Source organism: Microcystis sp. CS-574 (assembly GCF_028329095.1).
GTDB lineage: Bacteria > Cyanobacteriota > Cyanobacteriia > Cyanobacteriales > Microcystaceae > Microcystis > Microcystis ichthyoblabe_A.
Genome location: NZ_JAQMSY010000249.1, coordinates 23,836 through 43,924 on the forward strand (window position 1 = coordinate 23,836; position 20,089 = coordinate 43,924).

Annotated in this window: 19 protein-coding genes; 8 read left to right on the plus strand and 11 right to left on the minus strand. The window is 43.1% G+C overall.

All coding sequences use genetic code 11. From position 1 onward, the window contains the following. Positions 1-7: 7 nt before the first annotated feature. The 3 genes from PN470_RS20280 to PN470_RS20290 form a co-directional block, all read right to left on the minus strand. A complete protein-coding gene (locus PN470_RS20280; RefSeq protein WP_002749922.1) occupies positions 8-229 on the minus strand; it encodes a DUF4327 family protein in 222 nt (73 codons plus the stop codon). 168 nt (positions 230-397) lie between these two features. Continuing rightward, positions 398-1,285: an acetylglutamate kinase gene (gene argB / locus PN470_RS20285; protein WP_272105005.1), complete on the minus strand. Its 888-nt coding sequence runs from the start codon at positions 1,283-1,285 to the stop codon at positions 398-400. Positions 1,286-1,363: 78 nt separating this feature from the next. After that, positions 1,364-2,587, minus strand: a complete 1,224-nt coding sequence (locus PN470_RS20290) for a M20 family metallopeptidase (RefSeq protein ID WP_271935570.1) — start codon at positions 2,585-2,587, stop codon at positions 1,364-1,366. A gap of 614 nt (positions 2,588-3,201) precedes the next feature. Between PN470_RS20290 and PN470_RS20295 the strand changes: the two genes are divergently transcribed. The 5 genes from PN470_RS20295 (at position 3,202) to PN470_RS20315 (ending at position 7,954) form a co-directional block, all read left to right on the plus strand. After that, complete coding sequence (locus PN470_RS20295; protein ID WP_002735500.1) at positions 3,202-3,720, plus strand: phycocyanin subunit beta; 519 nt, start codon at positions 3,202-3,204, stop codon at positions 3,718-3,720. Between the two features lie 66 nt (positions 3,721-3,786). Continuing rightward, positions 3,787-4,275 (plus strand): phycocyanin subunit alpha, encoded by a 489-nt coding sequence (gene cpcA, locus PN470_RS20300; RefSeq protein WP_272081550.1) that lies wholly within the window; start codon positions 3,787-3,789, stop codon positions 4,273-4,275. Between the two features lie 176 nt (positions 4,276-4,451). Continuing rightward, entirely contained in the window at positions 4,452-5,330 is an 879-nt protein-coding gene (locus tag PN470_RS20305) for a phycobilisome linker polypeptide (RefSeq protein ID WP_002736362.1), read from the plus strand. A 137-nt stretch (positions 5,331-5,467) separates the two neighbouring features. Beyond that, the gene (ribBA, locus tag PN470_RS20310) at positions 5,468-7,144 is read left to right on the plus strand and encodes a bifunctional 3,4-dihydroxy-2-butanone-4-phosphate synthase/GTP cyclohydrolase II (RefSeq protein WP_103113197.1); all 1,677 of its coding nucleotides are present in this window, start codon (positions 5,468-5,470) and stop codon (positions 7,142-7,144) included. Positions 7,145-7,210: 66 nt separating this feature from the next. Continuing rightward, positions 7,211-7,954, plus strand: a complete 744-nt coding sequence (locus tag PN470_RS20315; RefSeq protein WP_271935560.1) for a Uma2 family endonuclease — start codon at positions 7,211-7,213, stop codon at positions 7,952-7,954. Positions 7,955-8,096: 142 nt separating this feature from the next. Here PN470_RS20315 and PN470_RS20320 read toward each other — a convergent pair whose 3' ends face one another. From PN470_RS20320 to PN470_RS20350, 7 genes are all read right to left on the minus strand, one after another. Then, positions 8,097-9,155 carry a D-alanine--D-alanine ligase family protein gene (locus PN470_RS20320; protein ID WP_149107716.1) on the minus strand — a complete coding sequence of 353 codons (1,059 nt, stop codon included), beginning with the start codon at positions 9,153-9,155 and terminating at the stop codon, positions 8,097-8,099. A 232-nt stretch (positions 9,156-9,387) separates the two neighbouring features. Further along, complete coding sequence (locus PN470_RS20325; RefSeq protein WP_271935561.1) at positions 9,388-10,389, minus strand: hypothetical protein; 1,002 nt, start codon at positions 10,387-10,389, stop codon at positions 9,388-9,390. A 2-nt stretch (positions 10,390-10,391) separates the two neighbouring features. Beyond that, positions 10,392-10,994 carry a J domain-containing protein gene (locus PN470_RS22265; protein WP_110578493.1) on the minus strand — a complete coding sequence of 201 codons (603 nt, stop codon included), beginning with the start codon at positions 10,992-10,994 and terminating at the stop codon, positions 10,392-10,394. A 234-nt stretch (positions 10,995-11,228) separates the two neighbouring features. Beyond that, the gene (metH, locus tag PN470_RS20335; RefSeq protein WP_271935562.1) at positions 11,229-14,792 is read right to left on the minus strand and encodes a methionine synthase; all 3,564 of its coding nucleotides are present in this window, start codon (positions 14,790-14,792) and stop codon (positions 11,229-11,231) included. A gap of 138 nt (positions 14,793-14,930) precedes the next feature. Then, positions 14,931-16,085 (minus strand): SpoIID/LytB domain-containing protein, encoded by a 1,155-nt coding sequence (locus PN470_RS20340; protein ID WP_271935563.1) that lies wholly within the window; start codon positions 16,083-16,085, stop codon positions 14,931-14,933. 219 nt (positions 16,086-16,304) lie between these two features. Next, a complete protein-coding gene (locus PN470_RS20345) occupies positions 16,305-16,937 on the minus strand; it encodes a restriction endonuclease subunit R (protein WP_271935564.1) in 633 nt (210 codons plus the stop codon). Between the two features lie 426 nt (positions 16,938-17,363). Further along, complete coding sequence (locus PN470_RS20350) at positions 17,364-17,861, minus strand: DUF29 domain-containing protein (protein ID WP_002798842.1); 498 nt, start codon at positions 17,859-17,861, stop codon at positions 17,364-17,366. A 313-nt stretch (positions 17,862-18,174) separates the two neighbouring features. On the opposite strand from PN470_RS20350, the gene PN470_RS20355 reads away from it, so the two are divergent. The 3 genes from PN470_RS20355 (at position 18,175) to PN470_RS20365 (ending at position 19,499) form a co-directional block, all read left to right on the plus strand. Then, positions 18,175-18,480: a hypothetical protein gene (locus PN470_RS20355; RefSeq protein ID WP_271935567.1), complete on the plus strand. Its 306-nt coding sequence runs from the start codon at positions 18,175-18,177 to the stop codon at positions 18,478-18,480. A 105-nt stretch (positions 18,481-18,585) separates the two neighbouring features. Beyond that, complete coding sequence (locus PN470_RS20360; RefSeq protein WP_002735722.1) at positions 18,586-19,029, plus strand: toll/interleukin-1 receptor domain-containing protein; 444 nt, start codon at positions 18,586-18,588, stop codon at positions 19,027-19,029. A 56-nt stretch (positions 19,030-19,085) separates the two neighbouring features. Continuing rightward, on the plus strand, positions 19,086-19,499 hold the full coding sequence (locus PN470_RS20365; protein WP_002736736.1) for a toll/interleukin-1 receptor domain-containing protein: 414 nt from the start codon (positions 19,086-19,088) through the stop codon (positions 19,497-19,499). Positions 19,500-19,624: 125 nt separating this feature from the next. Here PN470_RS20365 and PN470_RS20370 read toward each other — a convergent pair whose 3' ends face one another. Beyond that, positions 19,625-19,858 (minus strand): DUF2283 domain-containing protein, encoded by a 234-nt coding sequence (locus PN470_RS20370; protein ID WP_002736855.1) that lies wholly within the window; start codon positions 19,856-19,858, stop codon positions 19,625-19,627. Positions 19,859-20,089 lie beyond the last annotated feature (231 nt).

Genomic DNA, 20,089 nt, shown 5'->3' on the forward strand with positions numbered 1-20,089 from the left:
TGGTCGCTTATTCCTCGTCCCAAGCTTCTACCGCTACCACTTCGCTGAGAGGGTCTTGCATGGAGAAACCGAAATCGAGCAGCTCTTGCTTCCAGTATCCCCACTCATCTCCGTATAAAAGAGCCAGTTTCCAGATACTATCGCTAGGTTTGACTACTTTTGCATCTATCCACTTGCTAGCCTTGCGTTGAAACTTCACCATCGGGTGAGCTACAGCTTGTTTGGTCATAAATTCAATTGCTATGAATACTTCAGATTTTGCGCTTCCCGACTAAACTAACTCAAGACTAAGACTTTTGCCATTACAAAGGAGCGAGAAGCGCGTTTATTAACTTACTTTTACACCATATCTGTGGTTTTAGGCAAGTCTTTTTAACCAAAAGTACGGTAATTACTACTATAGATTAGTATAACCGGAGGCCACAATCATGGAACCGATGCCTCGATCGGTGAAAATTTCCAGTAAAAGGGCGTGGGGAAGACGACCATCGATAATATGAGCGGCCTGAACTCCCTGAGCCAGCGATCGCACACAGCAGCCAACTTTGGGAATCATCCCGCCGGCAACGATGCCTTTTTGAATCAACTCCCGGGCCTGTTGGATATCCAATTTAGCCAATAAAGTGGAAGGATCCTTGTAATTCTCTAAAATTCCGGCTGTATCGGTCATCAAAATCAGTTTAGCCGCCCCTAAAGCCGCCGCTATTTCTCCGGCTACCGTATCGGCATTGATATTATGAGCTTGGCCGGTTTCATCGGCGGCCACACTGGAAATCACGGGAATATAGCCACTATTGACCAAGGATTCGACGACGCTAGTATCGACACTGCTCACTTCTCCCACAAAACCAATACCCTCTTTACCCACGGGACGAGCAGTGATCAGACTACCATCCTTACCGCATAATCCTACCGCTTTACCGCCGGCTTGATTGATCAGGGCCACAATTTCTTTATTGACGCGCCCCACCAGCACCATTTCTACCACATCCATGGTGGCGGCATCGGTGACGCGTAAACCGTCTTTAAATTGGGGTTCAATGCCCAATTTATCCAGCCAACTATTGATTTCAGGACCGCCGCCGTGGACAATCACGGGACGAACCCCTACACAGGAGAGAAAAACGATATCTCGCATGACCGTGTCTTTGATATCGCTGTTATTCATGGCCGCACCACCGTATTTAACCACTACAGTACGACCGCGAAATTCTTGTATATAGGGTAGGGCTTCGCTGAGGATTTTCACCCGTTGGGCATCGTTTTCCTGGATATTATTATTCATGCGTTTTTTACCTGTCTGATTCAGTGACCAGTTTAGCGGTTTCGGGTTTGACAAAAACTGTTCACCTTGAACGGATTGCTAGAAAGTCTTAGAACTACAGAATTTTTCGACACAACGGACAAAAATCTCGACTCCCATGGTTAACACCGATTCATCAAAATCAAAACGGGGATGATGGTGGGGATAGGCTAATCCTAATTCGGGATTGGCGGATCCCAAGAAGAAATAACAGCCCGGTACTTCCTGTAAAAAGAAGGACATATCTTCCCCTCCCATGGTTTGACATTCGGGAATGATTCCGGCTGGGGTTTCCACCACTTGTGCGGCGATGGAGCGCACTAATTCCGCCATCCGATCATGATTGATTACCGGGGGATACAATTGCCAGTAATCGAATTGATAACTGGCCCCGTGACTTTGACAGATGCCAGCGATAATTTCTTCCATCCGTTGTCGGAAATAGCCCCCTAACTGGGGATTGAAATAGCGCACCGTCCCACTGAGATTAGCACTATCGGCGATCACGTTTCTAGCGCTTCCCGCCGCTAATTTACCCACAGTCACCACGGCGGCATCGAGGGGGTTAAGGTTGCGGGCGACGATGGTTTGCAAGGCGTTGACGATTTGGGCCGCCACCAGTAGTGAATCGACGGTTTGATGGGGAATTGCCCCGTGGCCGCCCCGGCCTTGAATCTGGAGATCGAAACATTCCACCGCCGCCATTAAGGCCCCATTTTTTACGCCCACTGTCCCTAAAGGCAGATTATTCCAGAGGTGTAGCCCGATAATTCCCTCCACGTCGGGATTTTTCAGCACTCCCGCTTCGATCATCGGTTTCGCCCCCCCCGGCCCCTCTTCGGCGGGTTGGAAAATAATTTTTACGATCCCCTTGACATCGTGACAGTTTTGTGCTAGGTAAACTGCTGTACCGAGGGCGATGGCTGTGTGACCATCGTGACCACAGGCGTGCATTTGGCCCGGATGTTGGGAACGATAGGGGACTTGGTTTTCTTCGGCGATCGGTAGTGCATCCATATCGGCCCGCAGGGCTAAAACTGGCCCCGGTTGACTGCCTGCGATGGTGGCGACAATTCCGGTGCCGGCGATACCGGTTTGATGGTCAATTCCGTATTTAGTCAGGGTTTGACTGATTAAGGAGGCGGTGAGATGTTCTTGAAAGCCTAGTTCTGGTTTTTGGTGTATTTGTCGGCGCCAGTGGACTAATTGCGGCTGTAGAGAACGAATAGCAAGGCGAATTTGAGGGCAATTTAAGCTATTGGGGACAGGAAAGGAGGAAATCATCGGGTTCGGACGGCTAGTTTTTTTGATCACTGGTTTCTAGTTTAACTTCAGGAGCCACAGGAGGCAGGAGGCAGGAGACAGGAGACAGCTTTGTTCTCCCCACACCCCACACCCTTCTTTACAAAACTTCATCATAATTTGAGCGCCGGAAAGGGCAATCCTTGGGCAATAGGGGAAGGGAAAGCGGGAAAATATAAAAAAAAGCTTAAATTTTCTATCTTGCTGCCCTTTATACCCTTAAAGCCTTGCTGTCTCTGATTTCCTGACGGTGAGAGGCTTTGAGCCATGTCAGGAATTGATGACCAACTCGATCGGGTCATTGTTAAGTGACCGTTACAAAAAGACAGCAAAAAACTTAATAATTTGTAACAAACAAAGTTTCGACAGCAGTGTATAAATTTAACTTGAGGGGCCAAGATAACAGACAAAAGTTAAGCTGGATACTTGTTTAACCTCCTTAGGTGATTTATGAGAGAGCAGTGAAGTTTTTTCAGGTTTCTTAAAGTAAATCGCAACAATCACGGTCAAGGCTCGTCCAGACTCACCGTGAAATCCCTTAAGAGGGAAAATTTTAATTGCAAGCAAATCCCATTTAAATTTAGGAGATTGTCACAATGTTTGACGCATTCACCCGGGTAGTATCCCAAGCTGATGCTCGCGGCGAATATTTAAGCTCTTCCCAACTAGACGCTCTCAGCGCCATGGTTGCCGACAGCAACAAACGGATGGACTCTGTTAACCGGATCACCAGTAACGCTTCCACCATCGTTGCCAACGCCGCTCGTAGCCTGTTCGCTGAACAGCCCCAACTGATCACCCCCGGTGGTAATGCCTACACCAGCCGTCGTATGGCCGCTTGCTTACGGGACATGGAAATCATCTTGCGTTATGTTACCTACGCTACCTTCTCTGGCGACGGCAGTGTTCTCGACGATCGTTGCTTAAATGGTCTGCGCGAAACCTATGTAGCTTTAGGAGTACCAGGAGCTTCCGTAGCTGCTGGCGTAAGCAAAATGAAAGAAGCTGCTTTATCCATTGCTAACGATCGCAACGGTATCACCCCCGGCGATTGCAGTGCTTTAATGTCTGAAATTGCCAGCTACTTCGACCGCGCCGCCGCTGCTGTCGCCTAGTCCCTGGGGCTAGTCTCAATTAAACCGTAGGAAACTTATTGCAAGATTATTGGGAGATACCAAACAATGAAAACCCCCCTTACCGAAGCCGTAGCAGCCGCTGATTCTCAAGGTCGTTTCTTAAGCAGCACCGAAATCCAAACTGCTTTCGGTCGTTTTCGTCAAGCTTCTGCTGGCCTCAGCGCCGCTAAAGTGTTGACCGAAAAAGCCAGTTCTTTGATCTCTGGCGCTGCTCAAGCCGTGTACAACAAGTACCCCTACACCACCCAAATGCAAGGGGCTAACTTTGCGGCGGATCAACGCGGTAAAGAAAAATGCGCTCGTGACATCGGTTACTACCTCCGCATGGTGACCTACTGCTTAGTTGCTGGTGGAACCGGTCCGATGGACGAGTACCTCATCGCTGGTATCGACGAAATCAACCGCACCTTCGACCTGTCTCCTAGCTGGTACATCGAAGCTCTCAAATATATCAAAGCCAACCATGGTTTAAGTGGCGACCCTGCGGTAGAAGCCAACTCCTATATCGACTACGCTATCAACGCTCTCAGCTAGTCCAATCGAAAAAACTGCTGGTCTGGAAAGACAGGAGGTTGTTAGCAAAAGGGTTAGCAATCACCTGTTCTTCCAGACCTTGTTATATCCATCGTCAAGGCGGCCAGGTAATCGAACTGATCCTCCCCTAGTTTTGAGGGGTCAGAAAATGATCATTTTTTTGTAGGAGAACTTTAGTGGCAATTACTACCTCAGCTTCCCGTTTAGGGACAACCGCTTTTAGCGAGGTTGCTCCCGTGGAATTACGTCCCGATTGGTCCCGTGACGACGCACAGGCAGTTATTCGCGCTGTCTATCGTCAGGTGCTAGGCAATGACTATATCATGCGTTCCGAGCGCCTTACCAGTGCCGAATCCTTACTCTGCAACGGTTCGATCACCGTGCGGGAATTCGTCCGCGCCGTGGCCAAATCGGAACTGTATAAGAACAAATTCTTCTACGGTAACTTCCAAACCCGCGTCATCGAACTTAATATCAAACATCTTTTAGGTCGCGCTCCCTACGATGAGTCGGAAGTGGTCTATCACCTCGATCTCTACGAAAACAAAGGATTCGAGGCCGATATCGACTCCTACATCGATTCCGCCGAATATACCGAAAACTTCGGCGATAGCATCGTTCCCTACTATCGTGGTTTCGCCAGCCAACCCGGTCAAAAAACCGTGGGATTTACCCGGATGTTCCAACTCTATCGCGGTTATGCCAACAGCGATCGCTCTCAGATTGCCGGCAAAACCTCCCGTTTAGCGGTGGAATTAGCTCAAAACGGTGCTTCGGCAGTAGTCGGTCCCTCCGGTGGCAGCGATGGTTGGGCCTATCGTCCTTCTGCTCAACGCAACACCCCCAGTAAAGCTCTGGGTGGTAGTGTGGCCTATGGTGATGTGGGTAAGCTCTATCGCGTGGAAATTGCCGCTATTAGCAAACCGGGTTATCCCCGTGTCCGTCGCAGTAGCAAAGCGATTATCGTCCCCTTTGAACAGTTAAATAACACCCTGCAACAGATCAACCGTCTCGGTGGCAAAGTTGCCAGCATCACCCCCGCTAGTTTGAACTAATTTTCTAGCTTAAGATAACTAAAAGTCTCCCGGGCAGCCGTCAGGTTCACCGGGAGACTTCTTTCTAGGGAACTGACAGAAATTGAACCTCAGCAGATCGAGCAAACCTGTAGAATGAAAATAGTTCTATCGTTTTAATGCCTGTGACTGTCACTTCGATCGCTTTTGACTCTATCGATACTGCCTTAGCGGAAATCAAAGCCGGACGGGCTATTGTAGTAGTTGATGATGAGAATCGCGAAAATGAAGGAGATCTAATCTGTGCGGCCCAATTTGCCACCCCCGATCTGATTAACTTCATGGCAGTGCAAGCTCGCGGTTTAATCTGTCTGGCAATGACGGGAGAGCGTCTTGATGCTCTCGAATTACCCTTGATGGTGACAAAAAACACCGATAGCAATCAAACCGCTTTTACTGTTAGCATCGATGCTGCTCCCCACTTAGGGGTTAAAACTGGCATTTCAGCAGAAGATCGGGCGAAAACCGTACAAGTTGCCATTAATCCAGTCACTCGTCCCGACGATCTCACCCGTCCCGGTCATGTCTTCCCGATTCGTGCTAAAGCCGGTGGAGTCTTAAAACGCGCCGGTCATACGGAGGCAGCCGTGGATCTAGCTCGATTAGCCGGGTTGTATCCGGCGGGAGTTATCTGTGAGATCCAAAATCCCGACGGTTCCATGGCCCGTTTACCGCAACTATTTGAATACGCTCGTCAACATAATTTAAAGTTAATCAGCATTGCCGATCTGATCAGTTATCGCTTAAAACACGATCGCTTTGTCCATCGGGAAACAGTCTGTGATTTTCCCAGTCAATTCGGCACTTTTCAGCTTTATGCCTACCGAAATTTATTAGATCAAACCGAACATATCGCTATTGTGAAAGGCGATCCCGCTCTCTTTGATGATCAACCTGTAATGGTACGAATGCACTCAGAATGCCTGACTGGGGATGCTTTGGGATCCTTGCGTTGCGATTGTCGGCAACAGTTACAAAGTGCCTTAAAAATGATTGAAAACAACGGTTTAGGGGTGGTGGTTTACCTGCGACAGGAAGGCCGGGGAATTGGTTTAATTAATAAGCTAAAAGCCTATTCTTTACAGGATATAGGATTAGATACGGTGGAAGCCAACGAAAGGTTAGGATTTCCCGCCGATTTGCGCGATTACGGCATGGGAGCGCAAATGCTTAACGATTTGGGGGTGAGAAATATTCGTTTAATTACCAATAATCCGCGTAAAATTGCCGGGTTAAAAGGCTACGGTTTGGAAATAGTCGAGCGAGTACCTTTGCTGATCGAGGCTAATGATTATAATTCCAATTATCTAGCCACAAAAGCGGAAAAGTTAGGACATCTATTCCTACAAACCTATCTAGTCACCATCGCTCTCAGTTGGGGGGAAAATCCGCCGTCAATTTCGCAAAGATATCATCAATTAGAGAAATTACGGCAGTTAAGTCGCGCTAATCAATTATCTCTCCAAGAAGAAACCCGACCGGTAGCCAATGCCCTTTTTGATCGCGCCCCTTTGATCGTACATTTAGGTTTAGATATTCGTCAGGGTGTCAGCAGTAATTGGTATAAAAATCCTTCCCATCCTTATCTTCTGGTTATTGACAAGATATTAAATGACATTAAAGATTGGTCGGAAATTGAACGCTTAGAATTTTTAATTTCCGACGGAGACGATTCGATGACGGGATTACAAATGAAACTCGATCGTCAAAAAATGTCCGATGAAGATTTCTCACAATTACCACAATTAGCTACCCAAATTATCTACAGTTTTACTCGTGATTCAGCAAAAAATTAGTTTTCTATGACCAGAAAAGAGCGTAACAGTTATAATTAAACAAAGCTAGTGTAACGGGGAAAAACTATGACAACTCTCGACATTTTACCGGAAGTTACCTGTCCCCCCACCGATTTATGGAGTGATGAACCACCCTTGGAAAGTGATCTACATCTACAACAAATTACAATTCTGATCGGTTGTTTAGAAAGGTTATGGCAACAAAGAACTAATTACTACGCTTCGGGCAATCTTACCATCTACTATAACGAAGAACAACTAAAAAAACGTGATTTTTGTGGTCCTGATTTTTTTGTGGTTTTAGATACAGAAAAACGTCCCCGCAAAAGTTGGGTGGTTTGGGGAGAAGGGGGTAAATATCCCAATGTGATCGTGGAAATTCTCTCCCCATCCACTGCTAATATTGATCGCAATAAAAAGAAAAATCTCTATCAAAATACCTTTCGCACTCCTAATTATTTTTGGTTTGATCCTAATACCTTAGAATTGCAAGGATTTAGACTAATTGCGGGACAATATCAGGCTATTGCTGCTAATGACCAGGGTTATCTATGGAGTGAACAGTTAGAACTATATTTAGGCATATTTGACCGTAAACTGCGTTATTTTACCACCGATGGTCAATTGGTTCCCACTCCCCAAGAAGCTGAATTAGAGCAAAGACAAGCAAAGGAACAGATTTTTTTAGAAAGGGAACAGGAACGACAAGCGAAGGAACAGGCTATCCTTGAAAAAGAACAAGCTATCTTGGAGAAGGAAAGATTAGCCCAAAAATTACGAGAATTGGGCATTGATCCTGAAACTATCTGATTGATCAATATCTCTAAGTAGTTAGGTGTTAAAAATTGTCAGTTTCCCCCCTTATTAAGGGGGGATCAAGGGGGGATCAAAGACAAAATTTATCTTCTATTTAATAGGTAATTCCTATCCTAGAAATGTTGGTAATTTAACCTTATTTTTCCTGTCTTTCTAAGGCTAATTGTACCAACTTATCGACCAATTTATCAAACTCTAAACCGGTGGCTTTCCAGAGTTGGGGATACATACTAAAATTAGTAAACCCCGGCAGAGTATTAATTTCATTGATCAACACTTCCCCAGTCTTCTCCACATAGAAAAAATCCACCCGCGACAATCCCGCAGCATCCACAGCTTTAAATGCTTCTACAGCCATTTCTCGCACTTGATTAGCAATTTTATCGGGAATATTTGCGGGAATCACCATACTCGATCGCCCGTCAGTATATTTAGTTTCATAGTCATAAAAATCACTATCAAAAGTAATTTCTCCCACCAAAGAAGCTTGGGGATTATCATTACCTAAAACTGCACATTCGATCTCCCTTGCGGTTACTCCTGCTTCAACAATAATCCGTCGATCATAACTAGCAGCACTATCTAAAGCAGCCTCTAATTCTTGCCGGTTGCGTGCTTTACTAATACCCACCGAAGAACCTAAATTAGCCGGTTTAATAAAACAAGGATAACCTATTTCCTCGGCGATTTGATCGCACAATTGCGGAAAAACACAGGCATTTGACCACACTTGCGAGCGGGTTATGGCCTTATACTTAACTTGGGGTAATCCAGCGGCTGCAAAAGCAGTTTTCATGGCAATTTTATCCATGCCTAGGCATGAACCCAGTACCCCACTACCCACAAAAGCAACCCGCATGAGAGTGAGTAATCCTTGTAAAGTGCCATCTTCTCCATTCGGTCCGTGGAGAATTGGAAACCAGACCTCAATTTCGCTCACTTCTGGAGGAAATTGCCAGATATTGACTTTTATATCACTCTCAATAGCTAGGGGTTGCCCAGAGGTTAAAATTTGTCTAGCAGTTGCTGCCGAATGCCAACAGCCATTTTTATCGATATAGAAGGGGATAACGGCGTATTTGTCAAGATTTTCGGGGTAATTAAAAGCTTGCAGGATCGATCGAGCCGAATTGATAGATACCTCGTGTTCTCCCGATCGACCACCAAACAACAATCCTACCTTGATCTTATCCATATTATCCTCTCTAGACCCAGCTAGATCCTAAATTAGAGTTCAACTATCATATATACTATGGGCGGAGTTGACAATAGTTGCCAATGATTTAGATGCGGCTGTTCCTCGTGAGATAGGAGTTTTAACCCAAACTTTCGATAAATTAATTATCGCTCATGATGAAATTTGGTCGTTCTTTCCCTAAAAAAATCGATAATCACTTTGGAGCTATTCACCCCCCGAAATTGAGTGATTATTTAGCTAATTTTTCCAGTTTTTTCTTATTTTTCTGAAGTTTTAAGGCTAAATTACCATGATGTTCGGGATAGTAAACGTGCAAGAATTCGATAAAATCCTCGATGGTACAAGGTTGATGAAATCCCCCTAAATTACCGTGGAATTCTTGGTGAATTTCTTCTTTAATAGTCACCAAATTCAGATCTAATGTCGCTAGATGGGGATATTTCTGGGCAGAGTAAAGATGATGGACAGCGAGATTAAATTTATTATTTCTATCCGGTTTTTGCCCTGTCACCTGACAAGTGTTTTTATCTCTAGTTTTAGCTCGTTTTTTAGCCTTTTCAATCTCGATTTTTTGTTTGGTATCGTCATCTAGATTTTCCTGAATTTCTTTAAAGGCAAGAGGAAACTCCATTGCAATCATTTTACACATTTCTTGGCGCGATTTATTCGTCAAAGTTTCACTCATGGATTTAGAAATCATCACTATTCCACTTTCAGAGAACCAAAACTCTCTTTTTTCATCTTCGTAAAAATCTACTCCTAATTCTAGAGGTTTATCAGTTCTTTGCTGAAGATGATTCACGGTTTTATTTAGCTTGGTTCCATTAGTTTTTAAAATTCGCCGCAAACTCTGTTTATGAATCATAGGCCGTCCTTTATAAACTTGAATTTCGCCGGAGTCAGTGAGTTCAGCAAAAATTAATTTTCGTGCTAAGGAGCGACGAATTTTTTGATCGTGCTTAGTAAAAAATTCTCTAAATCTGTATATAATTCCTCGCTTTTCATTCTTCTCGATATAGGAAGCAATTTTTAAAGCACCTTCAAAAGAAAACACTCTAACTTTATCTTTTTTATTGACAAATTGATAATCGACACCTTCAACTAAATCCCAATCATCATTAGGATCAGCATCAAAAATATCAACAATTTTTTCTAGTTTTTCAAGAGTAATAGAAAACCATTGAGCTAATTCGGTATCCCGGATCAGGAAGGTATTTGCTTTCTGAGGCATGATTATTTTATCTCCGTGGTGATAGATTTATACATCACAGTCAAACGATCAAAGATGTGAGAGTTTCCTGTTTCTTGGTTATCAGGATGATAGATTTTAGAAAGACGATAATAGGCATTTTTAATGTCTTCCTTGCTGGCAGTATTTGGATCAAGATCGAAAACACGATAGGGACGAAAATATTTAAAAATATTGATACCGTTGATACAATCTTTCCCCTGTTCGTAATCTTCTTCGGGAAGAATACCGATATATTTCCTGTAGATAACCTCCCAACTTTCTCGCTGAGATAAATTGATGTTATCAAAGGCTCTAGTAGCCATTTGAAACATACTCGATTTTTTTAATTCTGTGGTATTGCTAACCTCAAAATAGGCATAAACTGCCTGTTTAAGTTGCGTTAGAGTTAAAGGTTTAACTTTTGAGCCTGTGGTGGTGGTGGCTGTAGTTTTTGATTTAGTTAACGATGGTTTAGGAGACTTTTTACGGTGGTTTTTGATGACAAAATCGGCAAAATCTTCGAGAATACGACTTTCGATCGAGTATTGCTCACAGATATGACTAATCTGCTCTAAAATGAGCGAGTTAAGAGGATTAGTGGTCATAATTTCCCTAAGAAGCTGCAAAAAATCTAGCCTTTCTTATCAAGATGAAGTGTAGGCTAATTTGGTATGAACGACCGACGACTGACTCCCGAAAACTTCCTATCCTAAATTAATACCACAGCAGTGGCCACTTTGTCATGTGGTTAATAATCAAAAAAATTGCTGGCATATTATAGATCTAAGTCGATAATTGAAATGAAAACTCAAATCTGATCACTGATAACTGGTCACTGATTAGGTACTAAAGTATTTAGCGGTGGGGTGATAGGTAATAATAGCGGTGGTGGATTGTTCTGGGTACAATTGTTCGCTTTCGTCCATATACATCCCAATGCGATCGCATCCTAACAGATCTAGTTGCTTGTATTGGTCCTGAATATTGGGACAAGCGGGATAGCCGAAACTATAGCGAGAACCCTGGTAACGCTGTTGTAGTATATCGCGGATATTATCGGGATCGAACTCTGCAAAACCTAACTCGCGACGGATGCGGGTGTGAGTCCATTCGGCCATGGCTTCGGCGGTTTGGACAGCCATGCCGTGATAATAGAGGTATTCGGTATATTCGTTGGCATCAAAGAGAGATTTAGCGTATTCCGTGGCGATTTCCCCCACTGTCACCGCTTGCATCGGAAAAACATCGATAATACCGGATTCCTGCGGGGCGAAAAAGTCAGCAATACAGAGACGACGACCGGATTTCTGGCGAGGAAACTCAAAAATGGCGATCGGTTGCAGATTTTCGGGTTTTTCGCCTGCTTGTATCGATTCAGGATCGTAAATTAACAGGGAATTACCAGAGGATTGACAGGGAAAATAACCATAAATTAATGTGGGGTTTAGTAAATTTTCCTTGACAATTTTCTCTTTCCATGCTGTCAGAATTGGATGAACTTTTTCCTGTAAAAACTGGTCGTATTCTGGCTTTGATTGGCTTTTGGGTTTGCGGAATTGCCATTGACCGACAAATAAAGCTTGTAGGTCCAAATACCAGAAAACCTCCTCGATGGGAATTTCTGCGGCTGTTAATATTTTAGTACCCCAGAAGGGCGGTGTTGGTCGGGAAATATCAACTGCCACCGCTTCGGACCGACGGGTATCAATAACTAATTCTTGGTTGATGCTGCCATCGGTAAAAATAGTATCGGGATTAACCTTTAATTCTTCGGCAACAACCGGGGTTTTTTCTGCCTCGGCAAACTTACCTAAAAAGCCTTTACTATCATCCCATTGACCGCCAGCTTTAGCGGGCATTAATTTATCCATAAAATGCAGGTCAGAGAAGGCATCTTTTCCATAGATAACCTGTCCCTTGTAGGTTTTTTGACAGTCATCATGGACAAATTTGGGAGTTAAAGCTGCCCCACCAAGAATAACAGGAACGGTGATTCCTTTTTCATTAAAAACCTCTAGATTTTCCTTCATAAAAGCCGTCGATTTCACCAATAAACCGCTCATGGCGATACAATCGGCCTTATGTTCTTTGTAGGCTTCGATGATATTTTCTACGGGTTGTTTAATGCCCAAATTAATCACCCTATAGCCGTTATTGGTCAAGATAATATCAACTAGGTTTTTACCTATATCGTGAACATCCCCTTTAACTGTTGCGATAATAAAAGTCCCTTTGGCATTATTATCCCCCTCTTTTTTCTCCATAAAGGGTTCTAAAAAGGCAACGGCTGCTTTCATAGTTTGGGCCGATTGGAGAACAAAAGGTAACTGCATTTGTCCCGAACCAAATAACTCACCCACTACCTTCATCCCATCCAGGAGGAAAATATTAATAATATCTAGGGGTGGATAGTCCTGTAAAGCTTGCTTTAAAGCCTCTTCCAGTCCCAATCTTTCCCCATCAATAATATGCTGTTTTAAGCGTTCCTCCACGGGTAAATTAGCATTACTAGAGGGGTCTTTTTTAGTAGTTTTCCCCGCAAATAATTCGGTTAATTTGGTCAGGGGATCATAAACACATATATCGCCATCAAAACGACGATTATCATAGATTAAATCCCGACAAATTTGCTGATATTCTGGTTCAATTTTTGCCAGAGGAAGAATCTTATTGGCGCTGACGATTGCCCCATCCATCCCCACCTGCATCGCTTCGTTGAGGAAGACGGAATTTAATACCTGACGCGCTGCCGGATTCAAGCCAAAGGAGATATTAGATACACCTAAAAGAATGTGACATTCTGGCAATTCTTGGCGAATTCGACGCATTGCTTCGATAGTAGCCTTGCCATTTTCTCGGTCTTCTTCGATACCGGTAGAAATCGGTAAAGCTAGAGGATCAAAAAAGATTTCGTAGGGAGGAATTCCGTATTCTATCGCCGCATAATAGGCCCGTTTAGCTATCTGGAATTTTTTCTCGGCAGTGCGTCCCATTCCTTCTTCATCAATGGTTCCAATTACTACCCCCGCGCCGTATTTTTTCGCTAAATCCAAGACTTGATAAAAACGCGATTCCCCGTCTTCGTAGTTAGTAGAGTTGAGGATACATTTACCCCCCGCTACTTTTAACCCCGCTTCCATTTTTTCCCATTCGGTGGAATCTAACATTAAAGGTAGGGTGACATTATTAACTAAACGAGAGGCTAATTGGTGCATATCGCGCACCCCATCCCGGCCCACATAATCGACGTTGACATCGAGAATATGCGCTCCTTCTTTTACCTGCGCTTTCGCCATCGATACTAAACTATCCCAGTCTTCAACATTGAGCAGTTCCCGACATTTTTTAGAACCACTGGCGTTTAATTTTTCCCCGACAATCAGGAAAGAATTATCTTGAATATAGGGTTGGGTACTGTAGATAGAAGCGGCGGAGGGTTCATAATGATAATGACGAGATTTCGGAGTTAAACCCTGACTTAGTTCCGCTAAAGCTTGAATATGGTCGGGACGAGTACCACAACAACCGCCGATAATTTGTACTCCCAAATCTTCAATAAAGTGCATTAAAGCCATTTTTAATTCTACGGGAGTGAGGCGATAATGCGCTTGACCGCCGACATTTTCCGGTAAACCAGCATTAGGAATACAAGAAACAATAAAAGGGGAATTTTCCGAGAGATATTTAATATGGGGTTTCATTAAATCTGGACCAGTGGCGCAGTTAAGTCCCAAAATATCAATTTTATAGGGTTGTAAAATAGAGACAACGGCGTTAATTTCCGTTCCTACTAACATCGTTCCCATGGTTTCCATCGTCACCGAAACCATTAGGGGCAATCGTTGACCCTTTTTCTGAAATACTTCTTCAATAGCATTTAAAGCCGCTTTAATTTGCAGGACATCCTGACAGGTTTCTACTAATAATAAATCTGCTCCGCCATCATACAGACCCTCTACCTGTTCCACATAGGCATTTTTGAGGGTATCAAAGTCAATATGACCCAAAGTGGGCAGTTTTGTCCCCGGCCCCATGGAACCCGCCACAAAACGGGGTTTTTCGGGGGTAGAGTATTTATTCGCGCAAGCTTTGGCCAGTTCGGCGGCGCTTTTGTTGAGATAATAGGCTTGATCGGCTAAATCATACTCGGCTAAAACTATCGAGGTTCCCCCGAAGGTGTCAGTTTCAATCACATCCGCACCCACGGCTAAAAAGGCTTCGTGGACTTTCGCTACGGCGCTAGGTTTAGTATGGACAAGATACTCGTTACAACCTTCGTATTCTGCCCCACCAAAGTCCTCGGCCGTCAGATTTTGGCTTTGTAGGGAAGTTCCCATCGCTCCATCAAAGACGAGGACGGGATGCTTGGGACCGTTGAGGTAGTCGAGAAAGGGGCTATTCATAGAGAGATTTACTGCTATAGCATTTTGAAAGTTTATTGTAATACAGTTACTAGAAATCTGCTATGGTCGGCATTTCAGTTATCAGTGATCAGTTATCAGTGATCAGATTTGAGTTTTCAGTCGAGAAAGCCAATCAATCTAATTTTGTAGCACTAGACGGGCTAAACCAACTCCGGGATAATAATTACCGAGAATTTGTTGATAATCTAGGCCTTTTTCCGCTAATTTATAAGCCCCAGTTTGACTCATACCGCGACCACCGTGGGCCCAAGCGACAATTTCATCGGTGGCAGCATAAAGAGACTCGACTACACCCCCTTTATAGCTGAGAATCTGCCCAGCAGTGGCATTAACCGCCTGGTGAGTCGATTGATACTCCGAGCGAATGCCTTTATATACCTGCCAGCGTTGGCTATTACCCAGATGAAACCAAGCATTAGCGGGGCGGATCATGTGTACTAGGGCATAGGAACGGGCGGCGATCGCTTGTGCCTTTAAAGCGTGCATTGGCGCAGTGGAGTGCATTTCACTCCCCACCACACTATAGAGATAGGCCTCTAAATTAACATGATTAACCACTAACAAGCGATCGCCTTGAGCAACAAGGAGGATTTTGCCCCGATACCAACCATCATCCACATAAACTAAACCATCGGCACTGGTGGGCTGCACAAAAATCACCTCTGGCAGCGATAAATCGCCCATTTTTAAGCCATTGGCACCTGGAATGACCGGTAAACCCTCGTTAGTGGCAATCGTTTTTAAACCACGACCTTGGCGATCGGTGATCACCGCTGGCCCGTTAACTCCAATCAAAACACTAGCCACATCCCTTTTAATCGCCACGCGAATTTCTAGGACCGGCGGCGTATAATTAGCGGGAACCGCTAAAGGTTGTCTAGTCACCGGTTTAACCGCAGCAGCGGGGGAAGTATTAGGGGAAGTTTGAACCGATGGCGCTAATTTTTTCGGCGCTGAGAGGGAAGACTGAGGAGAGGGTGCTGATTTTGGAATCGCAGAAGATTGGGGAGAGGGGGATAGTTTCGGTGACGGCGCGGTTAAGGGGGCGATCGGAGATGGGATAATAGGAGCAGGGGAGGCAGCAGTCTCTAGATTTGCCTGGGGTTGCGGGGTTTCTGGTTTTTCCTTGGCTAAATAAGTTAAGAGAATTGGGGTAAAAGTGGCGATCGACAACAAAGGAACGGCACAATGGCGCAGCAGGGAAAAATAGGTACTAGCAGCAAATTTCACTTTAATCACACCATCTTTAATTTTCTTATCTAACTTTACCATTCCCCTCTCAGGCCGGGCAATTCTAGAGAAAAAATCTCGTATTCTTGAGCTTGTCAGGACAAATCAGGCTGAAATAGTCAAGAAAAGCCGAAAAAATTTTTAACCACCCATCCTTAGATTAGCCGAATCTCCTCTAATCCAGGCTCTTCTAGGTTCTGTGTGATCAGCTTAACTTACCATAGAAGCGATCGATCTTTGTGTCCTTTGTGTCTCTGTGGTTCATTCCACCCCCTCGCTAGACTGACAGAGATGTTTAAGGATTTTGAGAACCTCGTATAAATCCCCCGGATTTCTCATAGCAAATAAACGAGAGGTTCCGTATAAAGGTTTACCGTCCCATAATAATTTAACAAATAAAAACTCGGAACCATTGGTCAACATTCCATAATTAGGACGGTTGGGATGAGGATTGGCAATTAAATAAGCTAATAATTGCGGTAAACCTACTTCAACGGAATAAATAACCCGTTTTGATTCAATAATCATTACCCATAATTGCTCTTTTATAATTAAAGTATCTAACCTTCCTTTAATTATTAAATCTTGCTCTTTTGTAATAATTTCAACAGACTCTTCTGCTTTAATCTGAAAGGGAAATAGATAAAAGTTACCAATAAATAATAATGGATCTAAAACCGTCATCCTCACCGAAGTTTCTAAAAAGGGAGGATAATTTAATAAGTTTAAATAACCTGTTTTGATTTTATCTAACAATTCTTTTTCTTGTTCAGAGATTGCTTCTAGGTCTTGCTGCCATTCCCCAAAAAAATGCTCATCTTCTATAAACTGTAGTTGAAAATGATTAATTAAATCTCTGAGAGTGAATTCTTTTGCTTGTAAAAATTGAACCATATTTACCTCTTTAATTAACACTTACGTTAATGGTAATTTGCTATTTTTAATTTAACCAAGCAAAATATCCGTTACTGACAGGGTTAACTGCTCTAAATCAGAGAGAACAGTTAAGGATATGGTCTTGTTTTGTTTACCTGCACATCGCTTCGGTTAGCATCGTTCAGGTTTTTATCAGCTGCTTTCGCTCTTCCTACATCATCCAGATTAGCCATCGTCTTCTCCTTAATTTAGAGTACATGAAAGGTTCACTTTGCTATGATTTATCCAAGAGATTTATTGAGATATAAGTAGTTAGGTATTAAAAACTTTATTCCCCCTTTATTTCCCAGGGAAGGGGGGTTAGGTCATTCGGGCGATTTTTCATGTTGGCAAGGTCATATTCTGGTTTCATGGTTTTATTATCGATAATGTTTACTTTCGTTTTTACCCGTAAAAGTCCTCATTTAGAATCTGTTCAGGTGTGAAAGGACAAGCGAGGGGATACTCACTTTCTTGGGGAATACGAATACCAAATTGAGCGCGTTTACCCTGTTTGATGGCGACTTTACGAGCGCTGGAATAGGCTTGTGTGATGGAGATTAAGAGATAAGATTTAAGAGAGGGAGTCTTAAGTAAATCATCTTGAACGCGCTGACGATGCTCATCTACTGAATTATACCAACTTGCTTTCATTGTCTCAGGAGCATCATGCTGTATCTTTAATTTGAGTAAGTGAATCAACAGGACCATTAAGTTGCTCTCTAAGGCGCGTTTCTCTGACTTACCCAAATCTTTTAACTCCTCAATTAAGTTTTCTATATCCAGTTGTTCAAACTGTCGATTCTGTAATTGATGAATAGTTTGCTCAATCCACAACTGAAGATCTTGTTCGTAAAGTGTTGTGGGATTTTCTTGAATGTCCGATTGTTTTAATAAGTTCATTTGGCTTTCATTAAGTTAACGGTAGATGAATAATTTGGTCTTCATATTTATTATTATACTTGATCGTTGCCGAATAGTGCGATCACATTGGGTTCTTAATTATTGACCTCTCCCCTGAACCCTATCCTACAAGGAAAGGGGAGAGAATTTAGCGAAGAGAGCTTCGACTACAAACTGGGTTTGTTGTCAAGGCTCTCGCCCGAACAAGTTTAACCTGTTTTCTTTAGATAGTGAGGAGCTAAATGGACATAACCCTATTGCCCAAATTGGGTAACTTATCTAGAATAAGTATATGAAGAGAGGAGGAGACGTGATGGAGTATCAGAATTTTTCGCTCATTGAAGATATTCAGGCTGATGCTTGCGGACGGATTAGCCTTGGGACTGAATGTAGCAACCGTCACTATCGAATACTGATGAATGCAAGCGGGGAGCTTCTTTTGGTTCCCATGGTGGCGATTCTGGGGGGAGAACTATGGGCTTTTCAGAATCCTAGTGTCCGCGAGTCGCTCAAACGGGGACTCGCAGAAGCCCGCACAGGAAATTTCGCTGAAGAAACAGTCGATTTAGGCGCTATGCTTAAGTCAGCTGAATCTATTCCTGATGAAGTCGAGGAGTAAATGAGTTTCTCTAGCGACTAAAAACGCTATACTCTTAGTAAATTGTCAGCAGATTATGAATAAATCAGTTGAATTAATTTAAATATCGAGGAAGCTAGAAAGAATATGAAAGTTTTTATTAGTCATGCCTTTACTGAGGCTAAGTTAGCTAAGAGAGTTGCTGATTCTCTCAAAGAAGATGGCTTTCAAGTTTGGGATGCTGCTGAAATGTTACCCGGGGAAAACTGGGCTAATAACATAGGTAAAGCCTTACAAGAATCTGAAGCAATGATAGTCTTATTAACACCAGAATCACTGAAGCCTTTTAATGTTGTTTCTGATATTAGTTATGCAATTGGAGAAGAAAAGTATCAAGGTCGTATCATTCCTGTTATTGTCTCTTCCTCAGATAATTCAAACCTAGAACATATTCCTTGGATTCTCAAAAAATTTCCAATGATTTTCGTCCCTAATCTTGAACAAGACAATCAAGAATTGAAAGAAATTACACAGGCACTTAAAAATACGACAAGCTCCGACGGACTGACTCATGAGATACACCACTTTTAGATTTGGCTTGTCTCATCCCAAGCTATGCTTTGTCTAATTTTAACTATAGGTATGAGATGATTCCCCAAGAAGCTTTTCTTTCCCATTCTAGCAAAAATCGAGAGTTTGTCTCTCATTTGTCCAATGAATTACGCCGTCATGGAGTTCCCGTTTGGTATAGTGAAACTAATATTTTAGGCGCACAGCAATGGCATGATGAAATTGGGAAAGCTTTGAGGCGATGTGATTGGTTTATTATCGTTCTCTCTCCTGATGCGGTCGATTCTATGTGGGTAAAGCGAGAACTAATTTTTACTTTACAAGATCAGCGTTTTGAAGATAAAATTTTGCCAATTCTCTATCAACCTTGTGAATATACAAAACTTTCTTGGGTCTTACCTAGCTTCCAAATTATTAATTTTAATGATAATTTTGAAGAAGGATGCCGAGATTTGCTTCGTGTCTTTGGCTTGGGTTATATCTATATCTAGTGGTAGTTTGTAGCGTAACAAACCAATATGTGATCTGGTAATTGATCGATATGTTGATGGAGTTGTTGACGAATATTTGCAGACATAAGCTAAGTTGTTTTAATGATTTACTCAATCTGATTACACTAAACTGCCAAGCGGAGATTGGCGATAAGGGGAAGTTGGAGTTCGTTGTTTTCTTGTAGTCTTTGGGAGAAAAAAAGGATTTCTAGGTTTTCTATTTCTTCGGTTTTTGGGTTGACTCTCACGATAATATCATCTCCTAATTCTTCGGATTCTTGTTCGGTATAGGGAGCGCATTTGTTAATATAGAGAATGTCTCCAGTGGGGTCATATTTAATAATTAGGTTTGCTGCCATTCGGCTCTTCTAGGTTCTGTGTGATAAGTTTAACTTACTATATGATCGATCAATCTTTGTGTCCTTTGTGTCTTTGTGGTTCATTCCACCCCCTCGCTAGGAGGAATGTATCTTAGAATACATTTTACCCACCAAATCCAAGAGAGCCGCCATTCGATTTGTCCTCCTGTTATAGCGCTACGCGCAAGTCAGAAATCAAAAGTACAACCTGAGAGGGTTTCGGAGATTGTA